Annotated in this window: 17 protein-coding genes; all 17 read right to left on the bottom strand. The window is 69.1% G+C overall.

Translation table 11 applies throughout. The annotated features are described in order from the left end of the window. Positions 1 to 44: 44 nt before the first annotated feature. The 17 genes from B7Z76_RS09290 to mraZ all read right to left on the bottom strand — a co-directional run bounded on the left by B7Z76_RS09290 (position 45) and on the right by mraZ (position 19,643). Positions 45 to 419: a hypothetical protein gene (locus tag B7Z76_RS09290; protein ID WP_174502867.1), complete on the bottom strand. Its 375-nt coding sequence runs from the start codon at positions 417 to 419 to the stop codon at positions 45 to 47. Positions 420 to 605: 186 nt separating this feature from the next. Continuing rightward, entirely contained in the window at positions 606 to 2,174 is a 1,569-nt protein-coding gene (ftsZ, locus tag B7Z76_RS09285; RefSeq protein ID WP_291343533.1) for a cell division protein FtsZ, read from the bottom strand. Positions 2,175 to 2,238: 64 nt separating this feature from the next. After that, complete coding sequence (gene ftsA, locus B7Z76_RS09280) at positions 2,239 to 3,546, bottom strand: cell division protein FtsA (RefSeq protein WP_174502869.1); 1,308 nt, start codon at positions 3,544 to 3,546, stop codon at positions 2,239 to 2,241. 13 nt (positions 3,547 to 3,559) lie between these two features. Next, on the bottom strand, positions 3,560 to 4,438 hold the full coding sequence (locus B7Z76_RS09275; RefSeq protein ID WP_174502870.1) for a cell division protein FtsQ/DivIB: 879 nt from the start codon (positions 4,436 to 4,438) through the stop codon (positions 3,560 to 3,562). Next, on the bottom strand, positions 4,426 to 5,331 hold the full coding sequence (locus B7Z76_RS09270) for a D-alanine--D-alanine ligase (protein ID WP_291343529.1): 906 nt from the start codon (positions 5,329 to 5,331) through the stop codon (positions 4,426 to 4,428). The genes B7Z76_RS09275 and B7Z76_RS09270 overlap by 13 nt, the downstream gene beginning before the upstream one ends. Continuing rightward, positions 5,328 to 6,257 (bottom strand): UDP-N-acetylmuramate dehydrogenase, encoded by a 930-nt coding sequence (gene murB / locus B7Z76_RS09265; protein ID WP_291343528.1) that lies wholly within the window; start codon positions 6,255 to 6,257, stop codon positions 5,328 to 5,330. The genes B7Z76_RS09270 and murB overlap by 4 nt, the downstream gene beginning before the upstream one ends. Further along, a complete protein-coding gene (gene murC / locus B7Z76_RS09260) occupies positions 6,254 to 7,729 on the bottom strand; it encodes a UDP-N-acetylmuramate--L-alanine ligase (protein ID WP_174502873.1) in 1,476 nt (491 codons plus the stop codon). The genes murB and murC overlap by 4 nt, the downstream gene beginning before the upstream one ends. Beyond that, a complete protein-coding gene (murG, locus tag B7Z76_RS09255) occupies positions 7,726 to 8,820 on the bottom strand; it encodes an undecaprenyldiphospho-muramoylpentapeptide beta-N-acetylglucosaminyltransferase (protein ID WP_236656273.1) in 1,095 nt (364 codons plus the stop codon). Before murG ends, murC begins: the two co-directional genes overlap by 4 nt. Before the next feature lie 8 nt (positions 8,821 to 8,828). After that, the gene (locus B7Z76_RS09250; protein WP_174502875.1) at positions 8,829 to 9,992 is read right to left on the bottom strand and encodes an FtsW/RodA/SpoVE family cell cycle protein; all 1,164 of its coding nucleotides are present in this window, start codon (positions 9,990 to 9,992) and stop codon (positions 8,829 to 8,831) included. Continuing rightward, the gene (gene murD, locus B7Z76_RS09245) at positions 9,992 to 11,377 is read right to left on the bottom strand and encodes a UDP-N-acetylmuramoyl-L-alanine--D-glutamate ligase (RefSeq protein WP_174502876.1); all 1,386 of its coding nucleotides are present in this window, start codon (positions 11,375 to 11,377) and stop codon (positions 9,992 to 9,994) included. The genes B7Z76_RS09250 and murD overlap by 1 nt, the downstream gene beginning before the upstream one ends. Beyond that, positions 11,374 to 12,462: a phospho-N-acetylmuramoyl-pentapeptide-transferase gene (mraY, locus tag B7Z76_RS09240; RefSeq protein WP_174502877.1), complete on the bottom strand. Its 1,089-nt coding sequence runs from the start codon at positions 12,460 to 12,462 to the stop codon at positions 11,374 to 11,376. The genes murD and mraY overlap by 4 nt, the downstream gene beginning before the upstream one ends. After that, a complete protein-coding gene (gene murF, locus B7Z76_RS09235) occupies positions 12,462 to 13,817 on the bottom strand; it encodes a UDP-N-acetylmuramoyl-tripeptide--D-alanyl-D-alanine ligase (protein WP_174502878.1) in 1,356 nt (451 codons plus the stop codon). Before murF ends, mraY begins: the two co-directional genes overlap by 1 nt. Further along, positions 13,814 to 15,259 (bottom strand): UDP-N-acetylmuramoyl-L-alanyl-D-glutamate--2,6-diaminopimelate ligase, encoded by a 1,446-nt coding sequence (locus B7Z76_RS09230; protein WP_291343524.1) that lies wholly within the window; start codon positions 15,257 to 15,259, stop codon positions 13,814 to 13,816. Before B7Z76_RS09230 ends, murF begins: the two co-directional genes overlap by 4 nt. Positions 15,260 to 15,263: 4 nt before the next feature. After that, positions 15,264 to 17,252, bottom strand: coding sequence for a penicillin-binding protein 2 (locus tag B7Z76_RS09225; RefSeq protein ID WP_291343522.1), 1,989 nt, complete (start codon positions 17,250 to 17,252; stop codon positions 15,264 to 15,266). A 101-nt stretch (positions 17,253 to 17,353) separates the two neighbouring features. Continuing rightward, positions 17,354 to 18,250, bottom strand: coding sequence for a hypothetical protein (locus tag B7Z76_RS09220; RefSeq protein ID WP_291343520.1), 897 nt, complete (start codon positions 18,248 to 18,250; stop codon positions 17,354 to 17,356). Continuing rightward, entirely contained in the window at positions 18,247 to 19,188 is a 942-nt protein-coding gene (gene rsmH, locus B7Z76_RS09215; protein WP_291343518.1) for a 16S rRNA (cytosine(1402)-N(4))-methyltransferase RsmH, read from the bottom strand. The genes B7Z76_RS09220 and rsmH overlap by 4 nt, the downstream gene beginning before the upstream one ends. Continuing rightward, a complete protein-coding gene (mraZ, locus tag B7Z76_RS09210; protein WP_291343516.1) occupies positions 19,188 to 19,643 on the bottom strand; it encodes a division/cell wall cluster transcriptional repressor MraZ in 456 nt (151 codons plus the stop codon). The genes rsmH and mraZ overlap by 1 nt, the downstream gene beginning before the upstream one ends. Positions 19,644 to 19,652: the final 9 nt, after the last annotated feature.

The raw sequence follows: 19,652 nt of genomic DNA, 5'->3' as shown, positions 1-19,652 counted from the left end.
TTGAATTATCCTATTTCATCCAGGATCGTTGCGAAAGCGCAAAATCAGGCAAGTGCCGCAATGGCGAGGACAAGCGAGATGCCTGCGATGGCCAGCATGGCGTGGATCGCCAGCAGCAGGCCCGGAATGCGCCGCCCGCGCGAGGCGATGACGATGACGGAGAGGCCAAGGCAAAGCGCAAGCCCGAGCAGGAGTTCTGCGCCGGCACCAAACCCGCCAAGGCCCATGCGCTGCGCGAGCGGGTGGCGATCCAGCGTGACGACAAGAGCCGCAAGGCCGAGACTGCCGACGACGCCATGCAGCATCGCTTTCGCGCCCGCATCGCTGGCCGGGCGCTCGCCCCTGTCCCGCGTGGCGTCGAACGCCAACCACGCACCGATCGCGGCAGCCAGCAGCAGCAATCCGAGAGCATCCGTCATGCGCGGAGAGATGGCGCCGCGACAGCGCACGCGGCAAGTGCACAACACGGTGAGCGGAAGGATTTGGATGACAGCGCGCGCAGCCGGTTGGGGAACGCGAAGCGATGCCGGTCACGCGGCGTATCATCCGATCGGATGAACCGGCTGATCGGTTTCACCCGATCAGCCGGCCGGATAGCGATGGCGTCAGGATTGCTGACGACGGAGGAATGCCGGGATATCGATGCCGATTTCCTCGTTGTGGCTGAGCCGCACGGCCGCACGCGGCTCATGCTGTTGATGCGGGACATGGTGGGACGCGCCGTCCGGTGCCGCGCCATGCGACAGGTCGCGCGGGGCGTGCTGCGGCGACGGATAGGATGCCTCTTCCCGGGCCGGCCAGGCCGGCATCGCCGCCCGCGGCGGCTCGGCCGCCGGCTGGACGGGCTGGGGCGCTGCCGCGTTGCGGAAACCATTGGTCATCCGGCTGAACAGGCTCTGCTTGCGGGGCGGCTCGGCGGCGCGGGGCGCCTCGCGGTAGGCCGCCGGTGCCGAAATCGGCGCCCGTACCGGCGCTTCCTGCTGGAATTGCTGACGCGGAGCCGCCGGGGCAGCTTCAGCCTGGGGATGCAGCGCCTGCGGCTGGACCGAAGGCTGAGGTTGAGGCTGATGCTGGAACCCGGACGTCTGCGCGGCGTGGTTCACCGGTGCCTGCACATGCGCCGCGATGGTCGCATTCGCCTCCACCATGACGCTGTCGCCCGACACCGCGGCAAGGCGCGGCCGCTCGGCTTGCGATGGCGCCGGCGTGTCGATCCCGGTCGCGACAACCGAAATCCGGACCCGGCTGCCGAGGCTCTCGTCGAGCGCCATGCCGACCATGATGTTCGCATCCTCGTCGACTTCCTCGGCGATGCGGTTCGCCGCCTGGTCGAGTTCATGCAGCGAGAAGTCGGAACTGCCGGTGATGTTGATCAGCAGCCCGCGCGCGCCCTTCATGTTGGTGTCTTCGAGCAGCGGGTTCGAGATCGCCGCCTCCGCGGCGCGGATCGCGCGATCCTCGCCCTCGGCTTCGCCTGTGCCCATCATCGCCTTGCCCATCACCGACATCACCGAGCGGATGTCGGCATAGTCGAGGTTGACGAGACCCGGGACAACCATGAGGTCAGTCACGCCGCGCACGCCCATGTAGAGCACGTGGTCGGCCATCTCGAAGGCTTCCTTCCAGCCCGTGCGCTCGTTGGCCACCTTGAACAGGTTCTGGTTCGGAATCACGATCAGCGTATCGACGAATTGCTGCAGCTCGTTGATCCCGTCTTCAGCGGAGCGCAGGCGGCGGCGGCCCTCGAAGGCGAAGGGCTTGGTCACCACGCCGACCGTCAGGATGCCGCGCTCGCGCGCCATCCGCGCGATGACCGGTGCGGCACCCGTGCCGGTGCCGCCGCCCATGCCCGCGGTGATGAACACCATGTGCGCGCCGTCGAGATGCCGGGCGAGGTCTTCCGACGCTTCCTCGGCCGAGGCCTTGCCGATTTCCGGCCGTCCGCCCGCGCCGTTGCCCTGGGTGATATGCGGCCCGAGCTGGATGCGGCGTTCGGCGCGCGAGAGCATCAGCTGCTGCGCGTCGGTGTTCGCGACGACGAATTCCACGCCCGGCAGGTTGAGGGCGATCATGTTGTTGACCGCATTGGTGCCGCCGCCGCCGACGCCGATCACCGTGATACGCGGTGTGAAATCTGTCTGTGTCGTGGTCTGTCGGATCAGGTTCAGGGTCATGTCTGCGTCTCCTGGCAGGCGGGCGTGAAACGAGGGAGGGCGGCGATGCGATGGGGGTGTGTCATCACATCCGCCGCACGAGAAAATTCATGAACCGGGCCAACCGGCCTTGCGGCGCAGCGACGTTGAAATCGATGTCGTGCATCGTCTGGCCCTCGCCGGTGGCGAAGGCGAGCAGCCCGATCATGGTGGCGAAATTCGGCACGGTGGCCGCGTCGGGCAGGCCGATGACGCCGAGCGGCTTGCCGATGCGCACCTGGCGATCGAGGATCTGTGCCGCGAGTTCGCGGGCGCCGACGAGTTGCGATGCGCCACCGGTCAGCACCACGCGCGCGCCGGCCGCACGACCGAGGCCGGAGGTCTCGATCCGGTCGCGCACCAGCTCGAAAATCTCCTCGAGCCGCGGGCGGATGATGGACACCAGCGCACTGCGCGGCACCTTGGCGATCTGGTGTTCGGCCTCTCCGACCAGCGGCACGGGCAGCAGTTCGCGCGCATCGTCCGGGCTTTCCTGGCAGGTGCCGTAGAGCGTCTTCAGCCGCTCGGCATGCGCCACTTGGGTCGACAGCAGACGGGCGACATCGTTGGTGACGTGATTGCCGCCGACCGGCAGCTGCGCCGTGTGCAGCATCTGCCCCTCGGCGAAAATCGCGATCGTCGTCGTGCCGCCGCCCATGTCGATCACGGTGGCGCCGAGTTCGCGCTCGTCCTCGACCAGCGTCGCGAGGCCGGAGGCGAACGGCGCCGAGACCATTGAGGCAATCTCGAGTTCGCAGCGTTCGAGACAGGCGGTGACGCTCTTGATCGCCGTGGTGGCGGCATCGACCACATGAAGCTGTGCGGTCAGCGTGTCGCAATAAAGGCCACGCGGATCGGCGACGCCGCCGGTCTCGTCGGTGGAGAAATTCAGCGGCAGGGCATGGATCGTGCCGCGCCCCTCGGATGCCGCGCGGGCCCGCGCCTCGCGCACCACGCGGCGGATGTCGTCCTCGGTCACGGCGCGGCCGTCGATCGGCCATTGCACGTTGAACAGCCGGCTCTCCGGCTGCCCGCATGACAGGTTCACCGTGACCGATTTCAGCCGCATGTCGGCCTGGTCCTCGGCCGCGCCGACAGCGGCGCGGATGGCTTTCTCCGCCTCTTCGAGATCGACGATTCCGCCGGACTTGACCCCCCGCCCGCGCTGCCAGCCAAAGCCGAGCGCGCGCAGCCGGCCATCGCTCTCAGCGCGGCCGATGAGGCAGGAAATCTTGGTCGAGCCGATGTCGAGCACGCCGAACGGGCCAGAGCGCGCGGGCTGGCGTCGCGCATCCTGCTGGCGAGGGTCGGCCCGTGTCGCGGTGATCGTCGCGCGGCGGGACAGATCGTTCATGTCCGTGCCTCCCTCATGATTTGTGCTTACCGGCTGCGGCCGATGGCGTTGCCGCCTCGGTCGCGAAGCCTTTGGGATAGGGGCGCACCACCAGCCGATCGGCCAGCCGCAGGTCGATCCGGCGCACCGGCCGCTCCAGCAGGCGAATCTTCCGCTCTGCCTGCATCAGCGCGGAGAGCGCACGCGCGGGATGGGAATCCGGCAGTTCCACGATCGTCTTGTCCCGCAGGATGAGGTTCCAGCGCAGCCGGTCGATCCGTTCGGCGGCAACCACCCTGGAGTCGATCGCGGGGAATCGCGCGAGCAGGTCGAGCAGATCCTGCGCATGTTTCGGCGCGCCGATGCCGACCAGCAGCCGCAAGCTCGGGTCATGTGCGCGGGCCGCGCCGGCATCGCGATCCTCCAGCACGGCCCCACCGGGGCCGACCAGGGCGAATCGTCCGTCCGGCCGCTGCCAGATCGCAAGAGCGCGGCGTTCGGTCACCTCGACCCGCAACGTGTCCGGCAGCACACGCTCGACCACCGCGGTGCGCACGAGACCGAGCGCGCCGACCCGTGCCGCCACCACAGCCGGCGAGACCGCGAAGATCGGCTGGCCCCGTTCGACAGCGATGACCCGCTCGACCACGGCGCGCGAGCCTGGCGCCACGCCCTGCAATTCGATATGGGCGACGCGGAAACCGGCGTCAGCCGCAAGGCCCGCCGCCGCTGCGCGCACCGGCCGGAACACGGCGGCCACGCCGCGCAAGCCAAGCGGCACCGCGATCAGCAGGATGGCGACCACGCCAAGCACCGCCGTCGGCCGTCCGGCCCGCCGCAAGCGGCGCAGCAGCAGCGTGCGCGGGCTCGGCCGGTCCTGCACAGTGGTCTTGCGCGCCTTCACACGCGGCATGTGGCGTTCTCCACCATCCAGGCGCACAGGGCGGGGAAGTCGATTCCGCAATGGGCCGCCTGCTCGGGCAGCAGCGAGGTCGGCGTCATGCCGGGCTGGGTGTTCACCTCCAGCAGCACGAGCCGATCCGTTTCGTCATCGTAGCGGAAATCCGAACGCGTCGCCCCGCGGCAGCCGAGCGCGCGATGCGCCGCGACCGCGACATCCTTCGCCCTTGCGCTCACCACAGGCGGAACCTGCGCCGGAATTTCGTGGCGCGAGGCGCCGGCGGCATATTTCGCCGTGTAATCGTAGAACCCCTCGGCGCGGATTTCGGTGACGGCCAGGGCGCGGTCATCGAGCACGGAAACGGTGAGTTCGCGTCCGGGAACATATTCCTCGGTCATCGCCACCGTGCCGTGGCGCCAGTCGCGCGCGATGTCGGCACGGCGGTTATCGCCATCGCGCAGGATGAACACGCCGACCGAGGAGCCCTCGTTCACCGGCTTGACGACATAGGGGCGCGGCAGCGGATCGGCCGCGGCGAGCACATCGAGCGGCACGATGCGGTGCTGCGCCAGCGGCAGGCCGGCAGCGGCGAAAACCGCCTTCGCCGCCCCCTTGTCCATCGCCATCGACGACGCCCGGACGCCGGAATGGGTGTAAGGGATGCCCATGTAGTCGAGCACGCCCTGGATTGTCCCGTCCTCGCCGAACCGGCCGTGCAGCGCGTTGAACACCGCATCCGGCGCCGGCGTCAGTGCTGCGATCACCGCGCCGAGATCGGCGCCAACCTCGATCTCGAACACGTCATATCCAGCCTGGCGCAGCGCCGCCGCAACCTGCCGGCCGGAGGCGAGGCTGACCTCGCGCTCTTCCGAAATGCCGCCGAGCAGGACCGCGACGCGCTTCATGCCGCCCCCCGCCCGGGCAGGCCGATCCTGCGGATTTCCCAGATCAGTTCGACGCCGGTGCGCTCGCGCACGCGCCGGCGCACCATCTCGCCCAGGCCCTCGATGTCGGCGGCGCTCGCCTCGCCGAGATTGATGAGGAAATTGCAGTGCTTTTCCGAAACCTGCGCGCCGCCCTGCGTAAGCCCGCGGCAGCCCGCCTCGTCGATCAGCCGCCAGGCCTTGTCGCCCTCGGGGTTGCGGAAGGTCGAGCCGCCGGTCCGTGCCCGCACCGGCTGCGTCGCCTCGCGGCTCGCGCGGATCTCAGCCATCCGCGCGGCAATCGCCGTCGCCTCGCCCTGCCGCGCGTGCAGCCGTGCCCGCACGACGATTCCGCCCTCCGGCAACCGCGCGTGACGATAGGTCAGCGCGAGATCGCCAGCGGCATAGCGCGCGACCGTCCCGTCCCGCCCGATGATCTCGGCCCAGTCCAGAACATCGCGGATCTCGGTGCCATAGGCGCCAGCATTCATCGCCACGGCGCCGCCCAGCGAGCCCGGAATGCCGGAGAGGAATTCGAGTCCGGCCAGCCCCGCCGCCGCGGCGTGTTCGGCGATCGTCGCATCCAGCGCCGCCGCACCCGCCACGATGCCGTCGGGCTGGACCTCGATGTCGGCAAATCCGCGCACGAGCCGCACGACCACACCCGCGATTCCACCATCGCGCACGATCAGGTTGGAGGCGGCGCCGATCGGCAGCACCGGCACTTCCGGCGCGAGCGCGGCGAGAAAACAGCTCAGATCATCGATATCGGCGGGGCGGAACATCACCTCTGCCGGGCCGCCGACGCGGAACCACGTCACTGGGCCGAGAGGCACATCGAACCCGATGCGCCCGCGCACTTCCGGCAGCCCGGCCCGCCAGTCGGCCATGACAGGCGCGACCATCATCGCATCCCCCCGGGCATCCCCCCGGGCGTCCCCATGGGCATCCCCCCGGCACCGCGGCGGGTGGTCTCGATCAGCGACTGCAACTGGTTGGGCAGCGCCTGCGCCCAATTGGTGATCGACCCGGCGCCGAGGCACACGACGAAATCGCCGGCGCGGGCCATCGCGTTGATCATCTCGGCTAGATGATCGGGGCTGCCGAGCGAGACGACCGATTTGTGGCCGCGCGCCCGCAGACCCTCGACCAGCGCATCCCGATCAATGCCCGGAATCGGCTCCTCGCCCGCCGGGTAGACATCGGCGACGATCACCTTGCCCGCATCGTTCATGCAGGTGCAGAAATCCTCGAACAACGTGGCAAGGCGCGAATAGCGGTGCGGCTGCACCACGGCGATCACATCCCGCGCCCCGGCCTGGCGCGCCGCCCGCAGCACCGCCGCGATCTCGACCGGGTGATGGCCGTAATCGTCGATCACGGTGATGCCGGCGACCTCGCCGGTCTTGGTGAAACGCCGCTTCACGCCACGGAAACTTGCCAGGGCCGCGCGCAGGTCCACCTCCGGCACATCCATCTCGATGCCGATCGCGATCGCGGCCAGCGCGTTCTGGACGTTGTGGTTGCCAAGCATCGGCAGGCGGATCGGCGCCAGCACGCGCTCACGCCCGGCCACGCGCTCGGAGAGGCGAACCTCGAAGGTCGCGCCATTCCGGTCGGACATGATCCGCTCGGCCCGCACATCCGCCTGTGGCGACAGGCCGTAGGTGATCAGCCGGTGATCCGACAGGTCCGGGATCATCCGCTGCACGCCGGGATGATCGATGCACAGCACGGCGAACCCGTAGAACGGGATGTTCGAGACGAACTGGCGATATCCCGCCTCCATCGCCTCCGCAGAGCCCCAATGGTCGAGATGCTCGGGATCCATGTTGGTGACGACGGCGATCACCGCCGGCAGACGAAGGAAGCTGCCATCGCTCTCATCGGCCTCGACCACCATCCAGTCGCCGCCGCCAAGCCGCGCATTGGTGCCGTAGGCGTTGATGATCCCGCCATTGATCACGGTCGGGTCGAGCCCCGCCCCTTCGAGCACGGCCGCGACCAGGCTCGTCGTCGTCGTCTTGCCATGGGTACCGCCGATCGCGACCGCCCAGCGCAGCCGCATCAGCTCGCCCAGCATCTCGGCGCGGCGCACCACCGGGATCATCCGCTTGCGCGCCGCCTGCACCTCGGGATTGTCCCGCGGCACCGCGGTCGACACCACGACGACCTGCGCGCTGCCGAGATTGGCGGCGTCATGCCCGATCGCGACCGGAATGCCCGCGGCGCGCAGGCGCGCGACATTGGCGTTTTCGGAAAGATCGGATCCCTGCACCGAATAGCCGAGATTGTGCAGCACCTCGGCGATGCCGGACATGCCGATCCCGGCAATGCCGACGAAATGGATCGTCCCGATCGACAGCGGCATGGCCCTCATCGTACGCGCTCCGCAATTGCCGAAAGAACGAGATCGGCCAGGCGCATCGCCGCCCCCTCGATCCGCGCGCCGGCCGACGCCTCGGCCATCGCCGCGAGACGTGCCGGATCATCGAGCAGGGTGCCGAGCGCCCGGGCCAGCAATTCGGGTGTCGTCGTCGCCTGGTCGAGCCGCAATGCACCGCCGCGCCGGGCCAGGACATCGGCATTGTGCCGCTGGTCGGTATTGATCGCGAGCGGAATGAAGATCGCCGGCCGCCCGATCGTTGCCACCTCGGCGACGGTGGATCCGCCGGACCGCGCGATCAGCAGATGCGCCCCCGCCATCCGCGGCGCCACATCGCTGAAAAAGGGCGCCAGCTCGTGCTTGATCCCCGCGGCATCGAGCGCGCCACGCGCGTCACCGATCGCCTCGGCCGGACACTGCATGGTCAGCATGATCCGCTGGCGCAACGCCTCGGGCAGCAGGGCGAGCGCGGCCGGCACAAGGGTGGCGAACACACGCGCGCCGAGCGAGCCGCCCAGCACCAGCAGCCGGATCGTCTCCGCGGGCGGCGCATAGGGCGATGCGGCGAGCGCCGAGATGGCGGCGCGCACCGGATTGCCGGTGATCGTCGTGCGCGCCGTTGCGGGCAGCCCCGCGGTGCCCTCGAAACTCAGCGCGATGTGATCGGCGAACCGGGCGAGAAAGCGATTGGCGCCGCCGAGAACCGCGTTCTGATCATGCAGCACGATGGCAGGGCGTCGCCGCAGCGTGGCCGCCGCGAGGATCGGGGGCACCGAGGGATAGCCGCCGAAGCCGACCACGGCGGCGGCGTCGAGCTGCGCGAGAAGGCGGCGTGCCGTGCCCGTGCCGCGCGCAAGCTGCGCCATACCGGACAGCCGGCGCCCGAGGCTTCGCCCGGCCAGTCCAGCGCCGGCCAGAACATGGCGCTCGCAGCCGTCGAAGACGGGCGACCTCAGCGCTGCAGACCGCGCATCCGTCATCAGCACGATCCGCTGGCCGCGCCGCATGAGTTCATCCGCCACCGATTCGGCCGGAACCATGTGGCCGCCAGTACCGCCGGCGGCGATCACGATCGGATGCAGCATCGCGCCCCTCATACCGCCCGATCCTGCAGCCCAAGGCCGAACAGCCCGTCCGCCGCGCGCTCGGCATGCGAGCGGCGGCGCGTCAGCGCCAGCAGGAAGCCCATCTGCAAGCCCGTCGCCAGCACCGCAGAGCCGCCATAGGACAGGAACGGCAGCGTCATTCCCTTGGTCGGGATCATCGACAGCGATGACGCCATGTTGATGAACGCCTGCAGGCCGAAACTGGTCAGCAGACCGGTCGCCGCGAGGGCTGCGAACGGATCGGTCTCGCGCAGCACCCGCACGAGGCCGCGAAGCACGATCACGGCATAGAGCGCGATGATGCCGAGGCAGAGGAACATGCCGAACTCTTCCCCGGCCACCGCGAACACGAAATCGGCGCGCGCATCCGGCAGGTAATGCTTCACCTGCCCCTCGCCGGGACCACGCCCCCAGAGGCCGCCATTGGCGAAGGCCGAAAGCGCGGTGATCGCCTGGTAGGCCTTGTCCTTCGTCGGATGCAGGAACAGCATCACCCGCTTGTGGACATGCGCGATCAGTTCGAAGGCGGCGATCCCGCCGATCCCGAAACCGGCGATCCCGAGACCGACAAAGGCGGGATTCAGCCCATCGAGGAAAAGCTGGACGAAGAAGGTCGCCAGCACGAGTGCCGTGGTCCCGACATCCGGCTGGCGCAACAGGATCAGCACGACGATGGCGTTCAGGCCGATCGCCGCGAACATGCCCGGAAATCCCGGGGTGCGGCGCCGTTCGGCGAGCAGCCAGGCCGAGGCGATGATGAGCGCCGGCTTCAGGAACTCCGACGGCTGGATGGTGAAGCCCGGCAGCGCGATCCAGCGCCGGCCACCATCGACGACGACGCCATGGACCAGGGTGAAGCCGGTGAGCACCAGAAACACCACCCCGATCGCCAGCGCCGCGAGCTTCACGTGACGCAGGTCGAGCATCGAGACGCCGACCATCAGCAGGCCGGAGGCGAGCAGATAGAGGATCTGACGAACCATCACGATCGTGTTGGGATCGTCGAGCGAAAGGCTGGTCGCCGGGGTCGCCGCGAAGGCGAGCACATAGCCCACGCCGACCAGCAGCAGCAGGGCCGTGAGCATGACGCGGTCGACACTCCACCACCACCGCCCGACGATCGAATCATCCGCGCGCGAAAGGACCGGCATTACATCGCCTCCTTCGCGCCAAGGCGCATGGCCAGTTCGGCAAAGCGTCGGCCCCGCGCCGCGTAGTCGGTGAACTGGTCGAAACTCGCCGCGGCCGGCGAGAGCAGCACCGTGCCGGTCCCAAGCCGCTGCGCCGCCGCGAAGGCGGCCGGAACCGCACGTTCGAGTGTATCGGCGTGTTCGAACGATACGCCCGCGGTGCCGAGCGTCGCCGCGAAGATGGCCGCGTCGCGACCGATCAGCACCGCGTGGGCAATACGGGAAAACCACGGAGACAACGATTCGATGCCGCCCTCCTTGCCGATTCCGCCGGCAATCCAGACCAGGCGATCATGGCAGTCGAGCGCCCTGGCGGCCGACTCGGCGTTGGTCGCCTTGCTGTCATCGATGAAGGCGACGCCTGCAACCGTGGCGACGAGACGCTGGCGATGCGGCAGGCCGGGGAAGGTCCGCATCGCCGCGCCGATGGTCTCGCGCGGCACGCCGAGGGCCAGCGCGAGGGCCGCCGCCGCCGCCGCGTTCTGCACATTATGCGTGCCGGGCAGCGCCTTTGCCGCGGAGAGATCGGCAATCACGCCGGCATGATCGACCAGCATCCGACCGCGCGCGAAAATATCCGCAGGCTGAGTGCCGGAAATCCGCACGACTCGCGCCGCGCCCCCCTCGAATCGGTCGGCCATCGCCGCCGTCGGCGCATCGTCGATTCCGAACACGGCGACATCCCCCGCTGCCTGCCCGGCGAAAAGCCGAGACTTTGCAGCTTCATATCCAGCCATATTGCCATGGCGGTCGAGGTGATCAGGGGTCAGATTCAGCATTGCTCCAGCACAGAAGCGCATGTTTTCGATTCGCTCCAACATGTAGCTGGACATTTCGAGCACATAGACGCCGTCATCGCCGAGCGGCCCGAGGGCGAGCGCGGCCGGCCCCAGATTGCCCCCTGCGGCAACCTCGAACCCCGAAGCGGCGAGGATATGCGCAAGCAGCGCCGTGGTGGTGGACTTGCCGTTGGTGCCGGTGATGCCGACGAATCGCGCGGCACTTCCCGAGCAGCGAACGGCCCGGAACAGCAATTCGGCATCGGTCAGGATCGGCACGCCGCGCGCAATGGCTGCCGCCGCCTCGGGATGCGGCGCCGGCAGGGCGTGCGGAATGCCGGGCGACAGCACGAGCCCGTCAAGATGCGACGCCTCACTCGGCCGGCCGAGCGGGATGCCCTCGGCGGCGGCAGCGTCTCGCCGCGCCTCGTGATCGTCCCACGCGATGATTTCGGCCCCCATATCCCGGAGTGCGCGCGCCGCCGGAAGGCCATTGACCCCGAGCCCCATCACCGCAAAGCGCCGGCCGGCGAACACCGGCTTCCACGTTTTCACCGCTGCACTCATCGGATTTTCAGGGTCGCAAGGCCCATCAGCGCGAGGATCATCGCGACGATCCAGAACCGGATCACAACGGTCGGCTCGGCCCAGCCCTTCTTTTCGAAATGATGATGCAGCGGCGCCATCAGGAACACGCGCCGCCCGGTTCTTTTATACCAGAATACCTGCACGATCACCGAAACGGTCTCGACGACGAAGAGCCCGCCGGTGATCGCCAGCACGATCTCGTTCTTGGTTGCCACCGCCACCGAGCCGAGGGCGCCGCCGAGCGCGAGCGAGCCGGTATCGCCCATGAATACGGCGGCGGGCGGCGCGTTGAACCAGAGAAAGCCCATGCCCGCGCCGATCAGCGCCGAGCAGAACACGGCGAGTTCACCCGTTCCGGGTACGAAATTGATTTCGAGGTAATGCGCAAAGATCCGGTTGCCGACCAGATAGGCGATCAGTGCGAACACGCCGGCGGCGATGATCGTCGGCACGATGGCGAGACCATCGAGCCCATCCGTCAGGTTAACCGCGTTCGACGCGCCCATCATCACGAACATCGCAACCAGCGGGAACAGCGGGCCGAAGGGAATCATCAGATTCTTGAACATCGGCACGGCGAGCGAATCGGCGATCGAGCCGGGCATCAGCCGGGTGATCCACACCGCAGCACCGAGCCCGAGCGCGGCCTGGACCACGAGCTTGATCCGCCCTGGCACACCCTTGGTGTTGCGCTTGGTGAGCTTGAGGAAGTCATCGGCAAAGCCGAGCGCGCCATAGCCGATGGTGATCATCAGCACCGCCCAGACATAGCCGTTGCGCGGATCGGCCCAGAGCAGCGTGGAGACGGTCAGCGCGATCAGGATCAGGAAGCCGCCCATGGTGGGCGTGCCCTTCTTCTCGATCAGATGACGTTCCGGCCCGTCGGCGCGGATCGGCTGCCCCTGCTTCTGAAGCGATTTGAGCCAGCGGATCAGCCCTGGCCCCAGCAGGAAACTCACGACCAGCGCGGTCAGGCACGCGCCGCCGGCGCGGAACGTGATGTAGCGGAACAGGTTCAGGACGTGAAACGCCGAGACATGCGGCAGAAGCAACGCGTAAAGCATCAGGATTTGTCCTCGAGTGCCGCAACCACATCACGCATCCGCGACCCGTAGCTCCCCTTCACCAGAACGACATCGCCCTCGGCGAGGGCCGAGCGCACCGCCGGCGCGAGGGCAGCGGCATCCGCCGCCCAGGCGCCCCGCTGGCGCTCCGGCAGGGCATCGAACATCACGCGCATGTGCGGCCCGCAGGCGAACACGAGATCGGCGACGCCGGCCACCGGCGCGGCAAGATCGCGATGCTCGGCATCGGCAAAGTCCCCGAGTTCGAGCATGTCGCCGAGCACGGCGATGCGCCGGCCGGGCAGAAGGGCGAGAACCTCGAGCGCCGCGCGCACCGAGTGGCCCGAGGCGTTGTAACTTTCGTCGAGCAGCGTGGCACCGGCACCGTTGACCGTGATCCGGCGTCGCGCACCGCGACCGGCCATGGGCGCAAAACCGTCGAGTGCCGCCGCCGCCTGCGCCGGGTCGAGCCCGAGCGCCGCAGCGGCCGCCAGCGCCGCCACCGCGTTCATCGCCATGTGTGTCCCCGGCGCGGCAAGGCGACAACGGACTGGCCGGCGCAGGATGTTTGCCGTCAGCGCCACGCCGTCGGCATCGTTCACGGCCTCGGTCAGCCTTGCCTCCGCGAGGTCGTCCGTACCGAAGCTGACCACGCTCACGCCATCCCCCGCCCGGCGCGCAAGGCGCGAGAGGAACGGCCCGCGCGGCAGCACCGCCGCCCCGCCCGGCATCACGCCACGCAGGAGCTCGGCCTTTTCATCGGCAATCGCCTCGATGGAGCCCATCAGCCCCAGATGCGCCGAGCCGATCGCGGTGATGACACCGACATGTGGCCGCGCGATGGCAGAGAGCGGCGCGATCTCGCCCGGATGGTTCATGCCGATTTCCACCACCGCGAAATCGGCTTCGGCCGGCAGACGCGCCAGGGTCAGTGGCACGCCGATATGGTTGTTGAACGACGCCTCCGCCGCATGGGTGGAGCCGAACGCGGCAAGGATCCGGCGCAGCATCTCCTTGGTGGTGGACTTGCCGACCGACCCGGTAACCGCAACCACCCGCGCCCGGCTGCGTGACCGGCCAACCGCGCCGAGCGCGGTGAGCGCGGCCTGCACATCCTCGACAAGCAGTGCCGGCCCGGTACCGACATCCCGCGAGACGAGCACGCATGATGCGCCCCTCGCCTCGGCATCCGGCACGAAATCATGCCCGTCGCGGACATCCGCCAGGGCGACGAACAACGCGCCCGGCGCGATCGTCCGGCTGTCGATCGAGACGCCGGTGGCATCGGCCTCGCCGCGCAGCCACGTGCCGTTGGTCGCTGCGGCGAGGTCGCGCGCGGTCCACAAAGCGCTCATGCCGCGAGATCCCGGATCACCGCGGCATCGTCGAAAGGCAGCACCACATCGCCGACGATCTGCCCGCTCTCGTGGCCCTTGCCGGCAACAGCGAGCACGTCTCCCGTCCGCAATTCGCCGAGCCCCGCGGCGATCGCGGCGCGCCGGTCGCCGATCTCGCGCGCATCGGGGCACGCGGCCAGAATTTCCGCGCGGATCGAGGCGGGGGCCTCGCTCCGCGGATTGTCGTCGGTGATGATGGCAATATCGGCGAGCCGGGCGGCCACTTCGCCCATCAGCCGCCGCTTGCCGCGATCGCGATCGCCGCCGGCACCGAACACCAGCACGAGCCGCCCCGCCGCGTGCGGGCGCAGCGCGACGAGCAGCCGCTCCAGCGCATCCGGCGTATGGGCATAATCGACATAGGCGGCTGCGCCATTCGCCAGCACTGCGGCGCGCTCCAGCCGCCCGCGCACTGGCTTGAGGCCCGGCAGCAGGCCGAGTGGATCGGACACGCCGGCGGCACGCGCCAATGCTGCGGCAAGCAGGGCGTTATCCGCCTGGAACCGGCCCGGAAGCGGCAATTCGATCTCGCGCAGCACGCCGCCTTGCGCCACCGACAGCACCTGGCCGGACGGCGTCGCGGCGATGCCGCGCAGATCGAACAGATCCCCGCCCGCACCCACCGTCGCGAAATCGAGCCGCCGCGCCTGCGCGATCTCGCGCAGGGCCGCAAGCGTTGCGGGTTCGAGATCCGCCATCGCTACCGCCGGCGCGCCGGGGGGCAGCAGATCCTTGAACAGCAACAGCTTGGCCTCGCGATACGACGCCATGTCGCCATGATAATCGAGATGGTCGCGGGTCAGGTTGCTGAACCCGCCGGCGGCAAGGCGCAGCCCGTGCAGGCGGAACTGGTCGAGCCCGTGCGAGGAGGCTTCGAGCGCTACGGTGCCGATTCCGGCCGCCTGCAGCGCGGCAAGGGTTCCGGCCAGCGTGACCGGATCGGGCGTCGTCAGGCTCGCCCCCGGCGCGAAGCCCGGGGCGATCAGCCCGAGCGTGCCGAGCGAGGCGGCTTTCCTGCCACTGGCGGCGATCATCTGGCGGGTGAAATCGACCGTCGAGGTTTTCCCGTTGGTCCCCGTCACGCCGAGAATGGTCTCCGGCAACGGCCCGGCGAGCGTCGCCGCGATCTCGGCGAGGCGGCGCCGCGGTTCGGCATCCTCGATCAGCGGGCGCGGCGGCACGCCCGGCGGCCAGCGCGTGCCCGTCGGGGCCAGCACCGCGGCGGCACCGCGGGCCACGGCCTCGGCGATGAAGTCGCGCCCATCGGATCGCGCGCCCGGCAGGGCCGCGAAGATCATGCCCTCGCGGACGGCACGGCTGTCGGCGGTGATTCCGGAAAACGCCGCCTCCGGCGGCAAGGTCCAGCACGGCGCGGTGCCGTAACGTGAAAGACCGTCCATCAGTTCAGCCCCCCGCACGTGTCACCGGCAGGGCGATATTCATGATCCTGTTCCCGGGCGTGCGGGCGCCGGGCGCGGGCGCCGCCGGGGGCAGGCTCACCGTCTGCGCCGCCGGTGCCGCCAGGGGTTGCCACATCTCGGTCCGCGCGAGGGCCCGGTCATGCGCTGCGACATCGGTGTTCGCCGGCGGGATCTGGTGCGCGAGGGAATAGGCGTATTTGCTTGCACCCGGCGGGAACAGATGCCCCGGCCCCAGCGCGAGCCGACCCGGCGGTGCCATGGGATCGAGCGGAATGGACAGGGAAGCCTGCGCCTCGGCAAGCGCCTGGCCTGACAGCGGCATGATGCCGAGCATCGGCCCGATCCGCGAAATGATCTGGGCGACGGCGGGCGCGGCGACATAACCGCCGGTGGTGAACCCATGGCAGAACGGCAGCATCTGCTTCGTCGCATGCGGCTGCAGCACGACAACGTAGACCACATAGCGAGGGTCGTTCATCGGGAACGCCGCCATGAACGAGGCGTTGTTGAGATGGCGCAGATAGCGCCCGTTCGGGCCGACGACCTGCGCCGTGCCGGTCTTGCCGCCGACGAGATAGCCCGGCACCCTTGCATAGATGCCGGTGCCATCAGGTGCTGTGACGACGTTGCGCATCATCTTGCGCATGATGAGCGAGGTCCGCGGGGTCATCACCCGCACACCTGCCGGCGGGGTTCGCTGATCGAGCAGCGTCGGCGGATACCAGACCCCGCCATTGACGACCGGCACGACCGCCGAAATCAGTTGCAGCGGCGACATCGCGATGCCGTTGCCGAAGCTCACCGTCATGGTCGTCAGCAGCTTCCAGCTCGACTTCGGGTGATACATCGGCGGGGTGGCTTCCGGCAGCTGGATCGGCGGGCGACGGAAGAAGCCGAGCTTGCGCAGCCAGGCGCGCTGGATTTCCGGCCCAAGGATGGTCGCGATCCGCGAGGCGCCGATATTGGACGACACGGCGAGGATATGCGGCACCGCCATCCAGATATGCGCTGGCTCGAAATCGGTCACGGTAAACCGGCCGACATGCAGCGGATGGGTCGTGTTGAACCGATCCCAGGGCTCGATCATCCCGGAATTGATCGCCATCGCCAGCGTCTGCAGCTTGAACACGCTGCCCGGCTCGTAATCGCCGGAAACGCAGCGGTTAAACCGTGCATCGGCGGGCGCCGTGCCGAGATCGTCGGCCTTGTAGTCCGGCACGCTGGCCATCGCCAGAACCCGGCCGGTCCGCACCGACATCACGATGCCGCAGGCGCCCTTGGCATCGTAATCCGACATCGCTTCCCAGATCGCCTGACGCACGATCCCCTCGGCGCCGAGATCGATCGACAGGCGAAGCGGCTTGCCAGGGTCAGCGGTCAAACGCTTGTTGAACCAGTCCTCGATGCCCGCAATCCCGCGCTGGTCCGGCGTCACGCCGCCCAGGATGTGCGCCGCGAGATTTCCCTGCGGATAGTGCCGGCGCTCGGTGTTCTCGAAATATACGCCCGGAATCCCGAGCCGGTTGACCGCCAGTTCCTGCGAAGCCGTCAGCTTGCGGTCGAGATACACGAAATCATGCGCGCGGTCGGCAAGCCGTGCTTCGAGGAATCCCGGATCGAGCCCCGGAATCACGGCAGCGATCTCGCGCGCCGCGACGCCCGGGTCCTGGACCTGCTTGGGGTTGGCATAGAGGGCCGCGGCCGGCAGCGAAACGGCAAGGATATCGCCGTTGCGATCGGTGATCTCGGCGCGCGCGGGCGGCGGCAGGGCGATGGTGGTGGATGGCGTCTGCGCCGCGATCGCCGCCTTGTCCGGCGGCACCGGATGGACGACCGTGACAAAGACGACCCGCGCGGCGAGGAGCAGATAGATCAGGACGAACCCGCCGAACCCGGCCGCAAGCCGCCGGTGCAGCGTGCCGATCGCGGCGCGGCGCACGAGATCGGGGGATGTAACGCGCACATGCTCCATGCGCGGAGTCGCGCCGCGCTCGGGCGCGCCGGCGCGGCGGGCGGCATCGCGGCTGCTTCCGGGAACACGGGGCGAGAGGCTGTCGCGGGGCGGCGGCGAGGTTATGGCACGCCTCCGTCTGCCGGGCGCGGCGGTGGCAGGCTCGCAGCATAAGCACCGAAGACCGACGCCGCATGGGTCACCGGGGCAGCGGTGCGCACGGATCGCGCCGGAGACCGCGACGGCGTGGCCGGCAAGGGATCGCTCGCCCTGATCGGCCTGATCGCCGCCGCCACTGAATGGCCAGCCGGGCGGGGCGCGAGCACCGAGGCTCCGAGCATCTGAGGCCGGCGCGCTTGCGCGATGACAGATGACGGGGTGGCGTTGTGCTGCCGGGGGGCCGGTCGATGTGCGGCAACGACAACGGTGTGATGCGCCGGCGCATGGACCGCAGCGGCGGGCCGTGCGACCGGGTGTGGCGCGGCAATATGCGGCTTTGCCATCGCCAGCACGGTACGGGTCGGTGCGGACGCGCGCTTCGCAACAGGCGGCACCCGCGCCGGCGGCGGCGGCGGAATCGTGGCGAGGGCAACGTTTACCGGCGCCGCCACGGAGGCAACGGGCGCGGACGGAGACATGGTCTGGTTCTGGGGCTGGTTCTGGGACTGGGGCCCGCCGGTAACATCGCCGGGCAAAGGCGGCGGCAGCGGCAGATGCGGCGCCTCGGCGCCCGGCGGCGGCAGGGCATCGGCCAGTTGTTGCCACGACACCAGCTGGTCCGGCTTCATCGGCTTGAGTTGCGGCATGAACATCGCGCTAAGCCGCGTCAGCCGGTTCGGATCGGTCTCGAGGGCCCATTCAGCGCGCAGCACGCGGATGCGCTGTTCGGAACTGCGGATCTGCGCGGTGACGCCGCCGATCTGGTGATCGAGCGTGCCGGCGCGATGTTTCACGACGAACAACCAGGCACCGGAGCCCAGCATCAGCAGCCCGGTCACGAGGGTGACGGGGCGGATCATGCCGCAAGCCTTTCGATGCCGCGCAGCCGCGCCGACCGGGCGCGCGGGTTGGCGGCAGCCTCTGCCTTACCCGGCGTGACGACGCCACGGGTCAGGGCGCTGAACCGTGGCGCTGAAGCTGGCCGCGCGAGGCCGGAGGGATCGTGCCGGGAAGGCGCGGCGACATGGCCAGTCGCCGCATTCATGAAGCGCTTGACGATGCGATCCTCCAGCGAATGGAACGAGACTGCGACAAGCCGCCCGCCGGGCGCCAGCAACGACGAGGCCGCCTCAAGCCCGCGCTCGATCTCGGCGAGTTCCTGGTTCACCTCGATCCTGAGCGCCTGGAAACTGCGCGTCGCCGGATCGATCCCGGAGCGGTCGGGCCGGACCACCGAGCGGATAACCGCGGCGAGATCGGCCGTGGTTTCGAAGGGCTGCAAGGCGCGGCGCCGGACGATGGCGGCGGCGATCCGTCGCGAGGCGCGCTCCTCGCCGAAGTGAAAGAGGATGTCGGCCAGTTCGGCCTCGGCACAGGTGTTGACGATATCGGCCGCGGTTGGCCCGGCGGCGCCCATGCGCATGTCGAGCGGCCCATCGGCGCGGAAGGAAAAGCCGCGCGCCGGATCGTCGATCTGGTAGGACGACACCCCGAAATCGAACACCGCGCCGTCGAGCGCCAGCACCCCGCGGTCGCGCAGCAGATCGAGCAGGTCGCCGAACCGGCCCTCGACCAGATGCAGCCGATCGGGATAGCGGGCGGCGAGCGCCGCACCGCGCGCGATCGCCGCCGGATCGCGGTCGATCGCCCAGACCGTGCAGGACGCCGCCTCCAGCATGGCAGCGCTGTAACCACCGCCACCGAACGTACCATCGAGATAGACCCCGCCGTCACGCGGCGCCAGCATCGAAACCGCCTCCTCGCGCAGCACGGGCACATGGGAAAAACCGCCACTCATTATGGCGCCCCCGCCGGCAGGGTGAGCCCGCCGATCCGCGCGCGCTCCCGCGCCTCGGCCCGGCGGCGATCGGCCGCTTCCGGCTCCCAGATCTGGAATGTCCGGCCCAGACCCATGAACACCACGCTATCGCGCAGCCCCGCATGCTCCACGAGCGGTTCCGGCAGCAGAACCCGCCCCTCCTTGTCGGCTTCGAGCGGCCAGGCATCGGCGTAAAGCGCGGCCGCCATGTCATCATGCGTATCGCTGAACAGGTCGAGCCCCTGCAAACGCGTTGCCAGCGCCTCGAACACCGGCGTCGGCCAGGCCTCGATGCAGCGATGCTTGTGAGATGGCCGCAGGATTAAGCCGCTCGAATCGCCATCCCGACGCAGGGCGGCACGAAACGATGCCGGGACCGATACCCGGCCCTTGGCGTCCAGCCTATTCGTGTGCGTGCCGAGAAACTGGCTCATCGGCGCTGT

The sequence above is a fragment of the Acidiphilium sp. 20-67-58 genome (genome assembly GCF_002255515.1).
GTDB lineage: Bacteria > Pseudomonadota > Alphaproteobacteria > Acetobacterales > Acetobacteraceae > Acidiphilium.
Note: the sequence above shows the minus strand (reverse complement) of the source record. Positions and strands in the feature narration are given on the sequence as shown.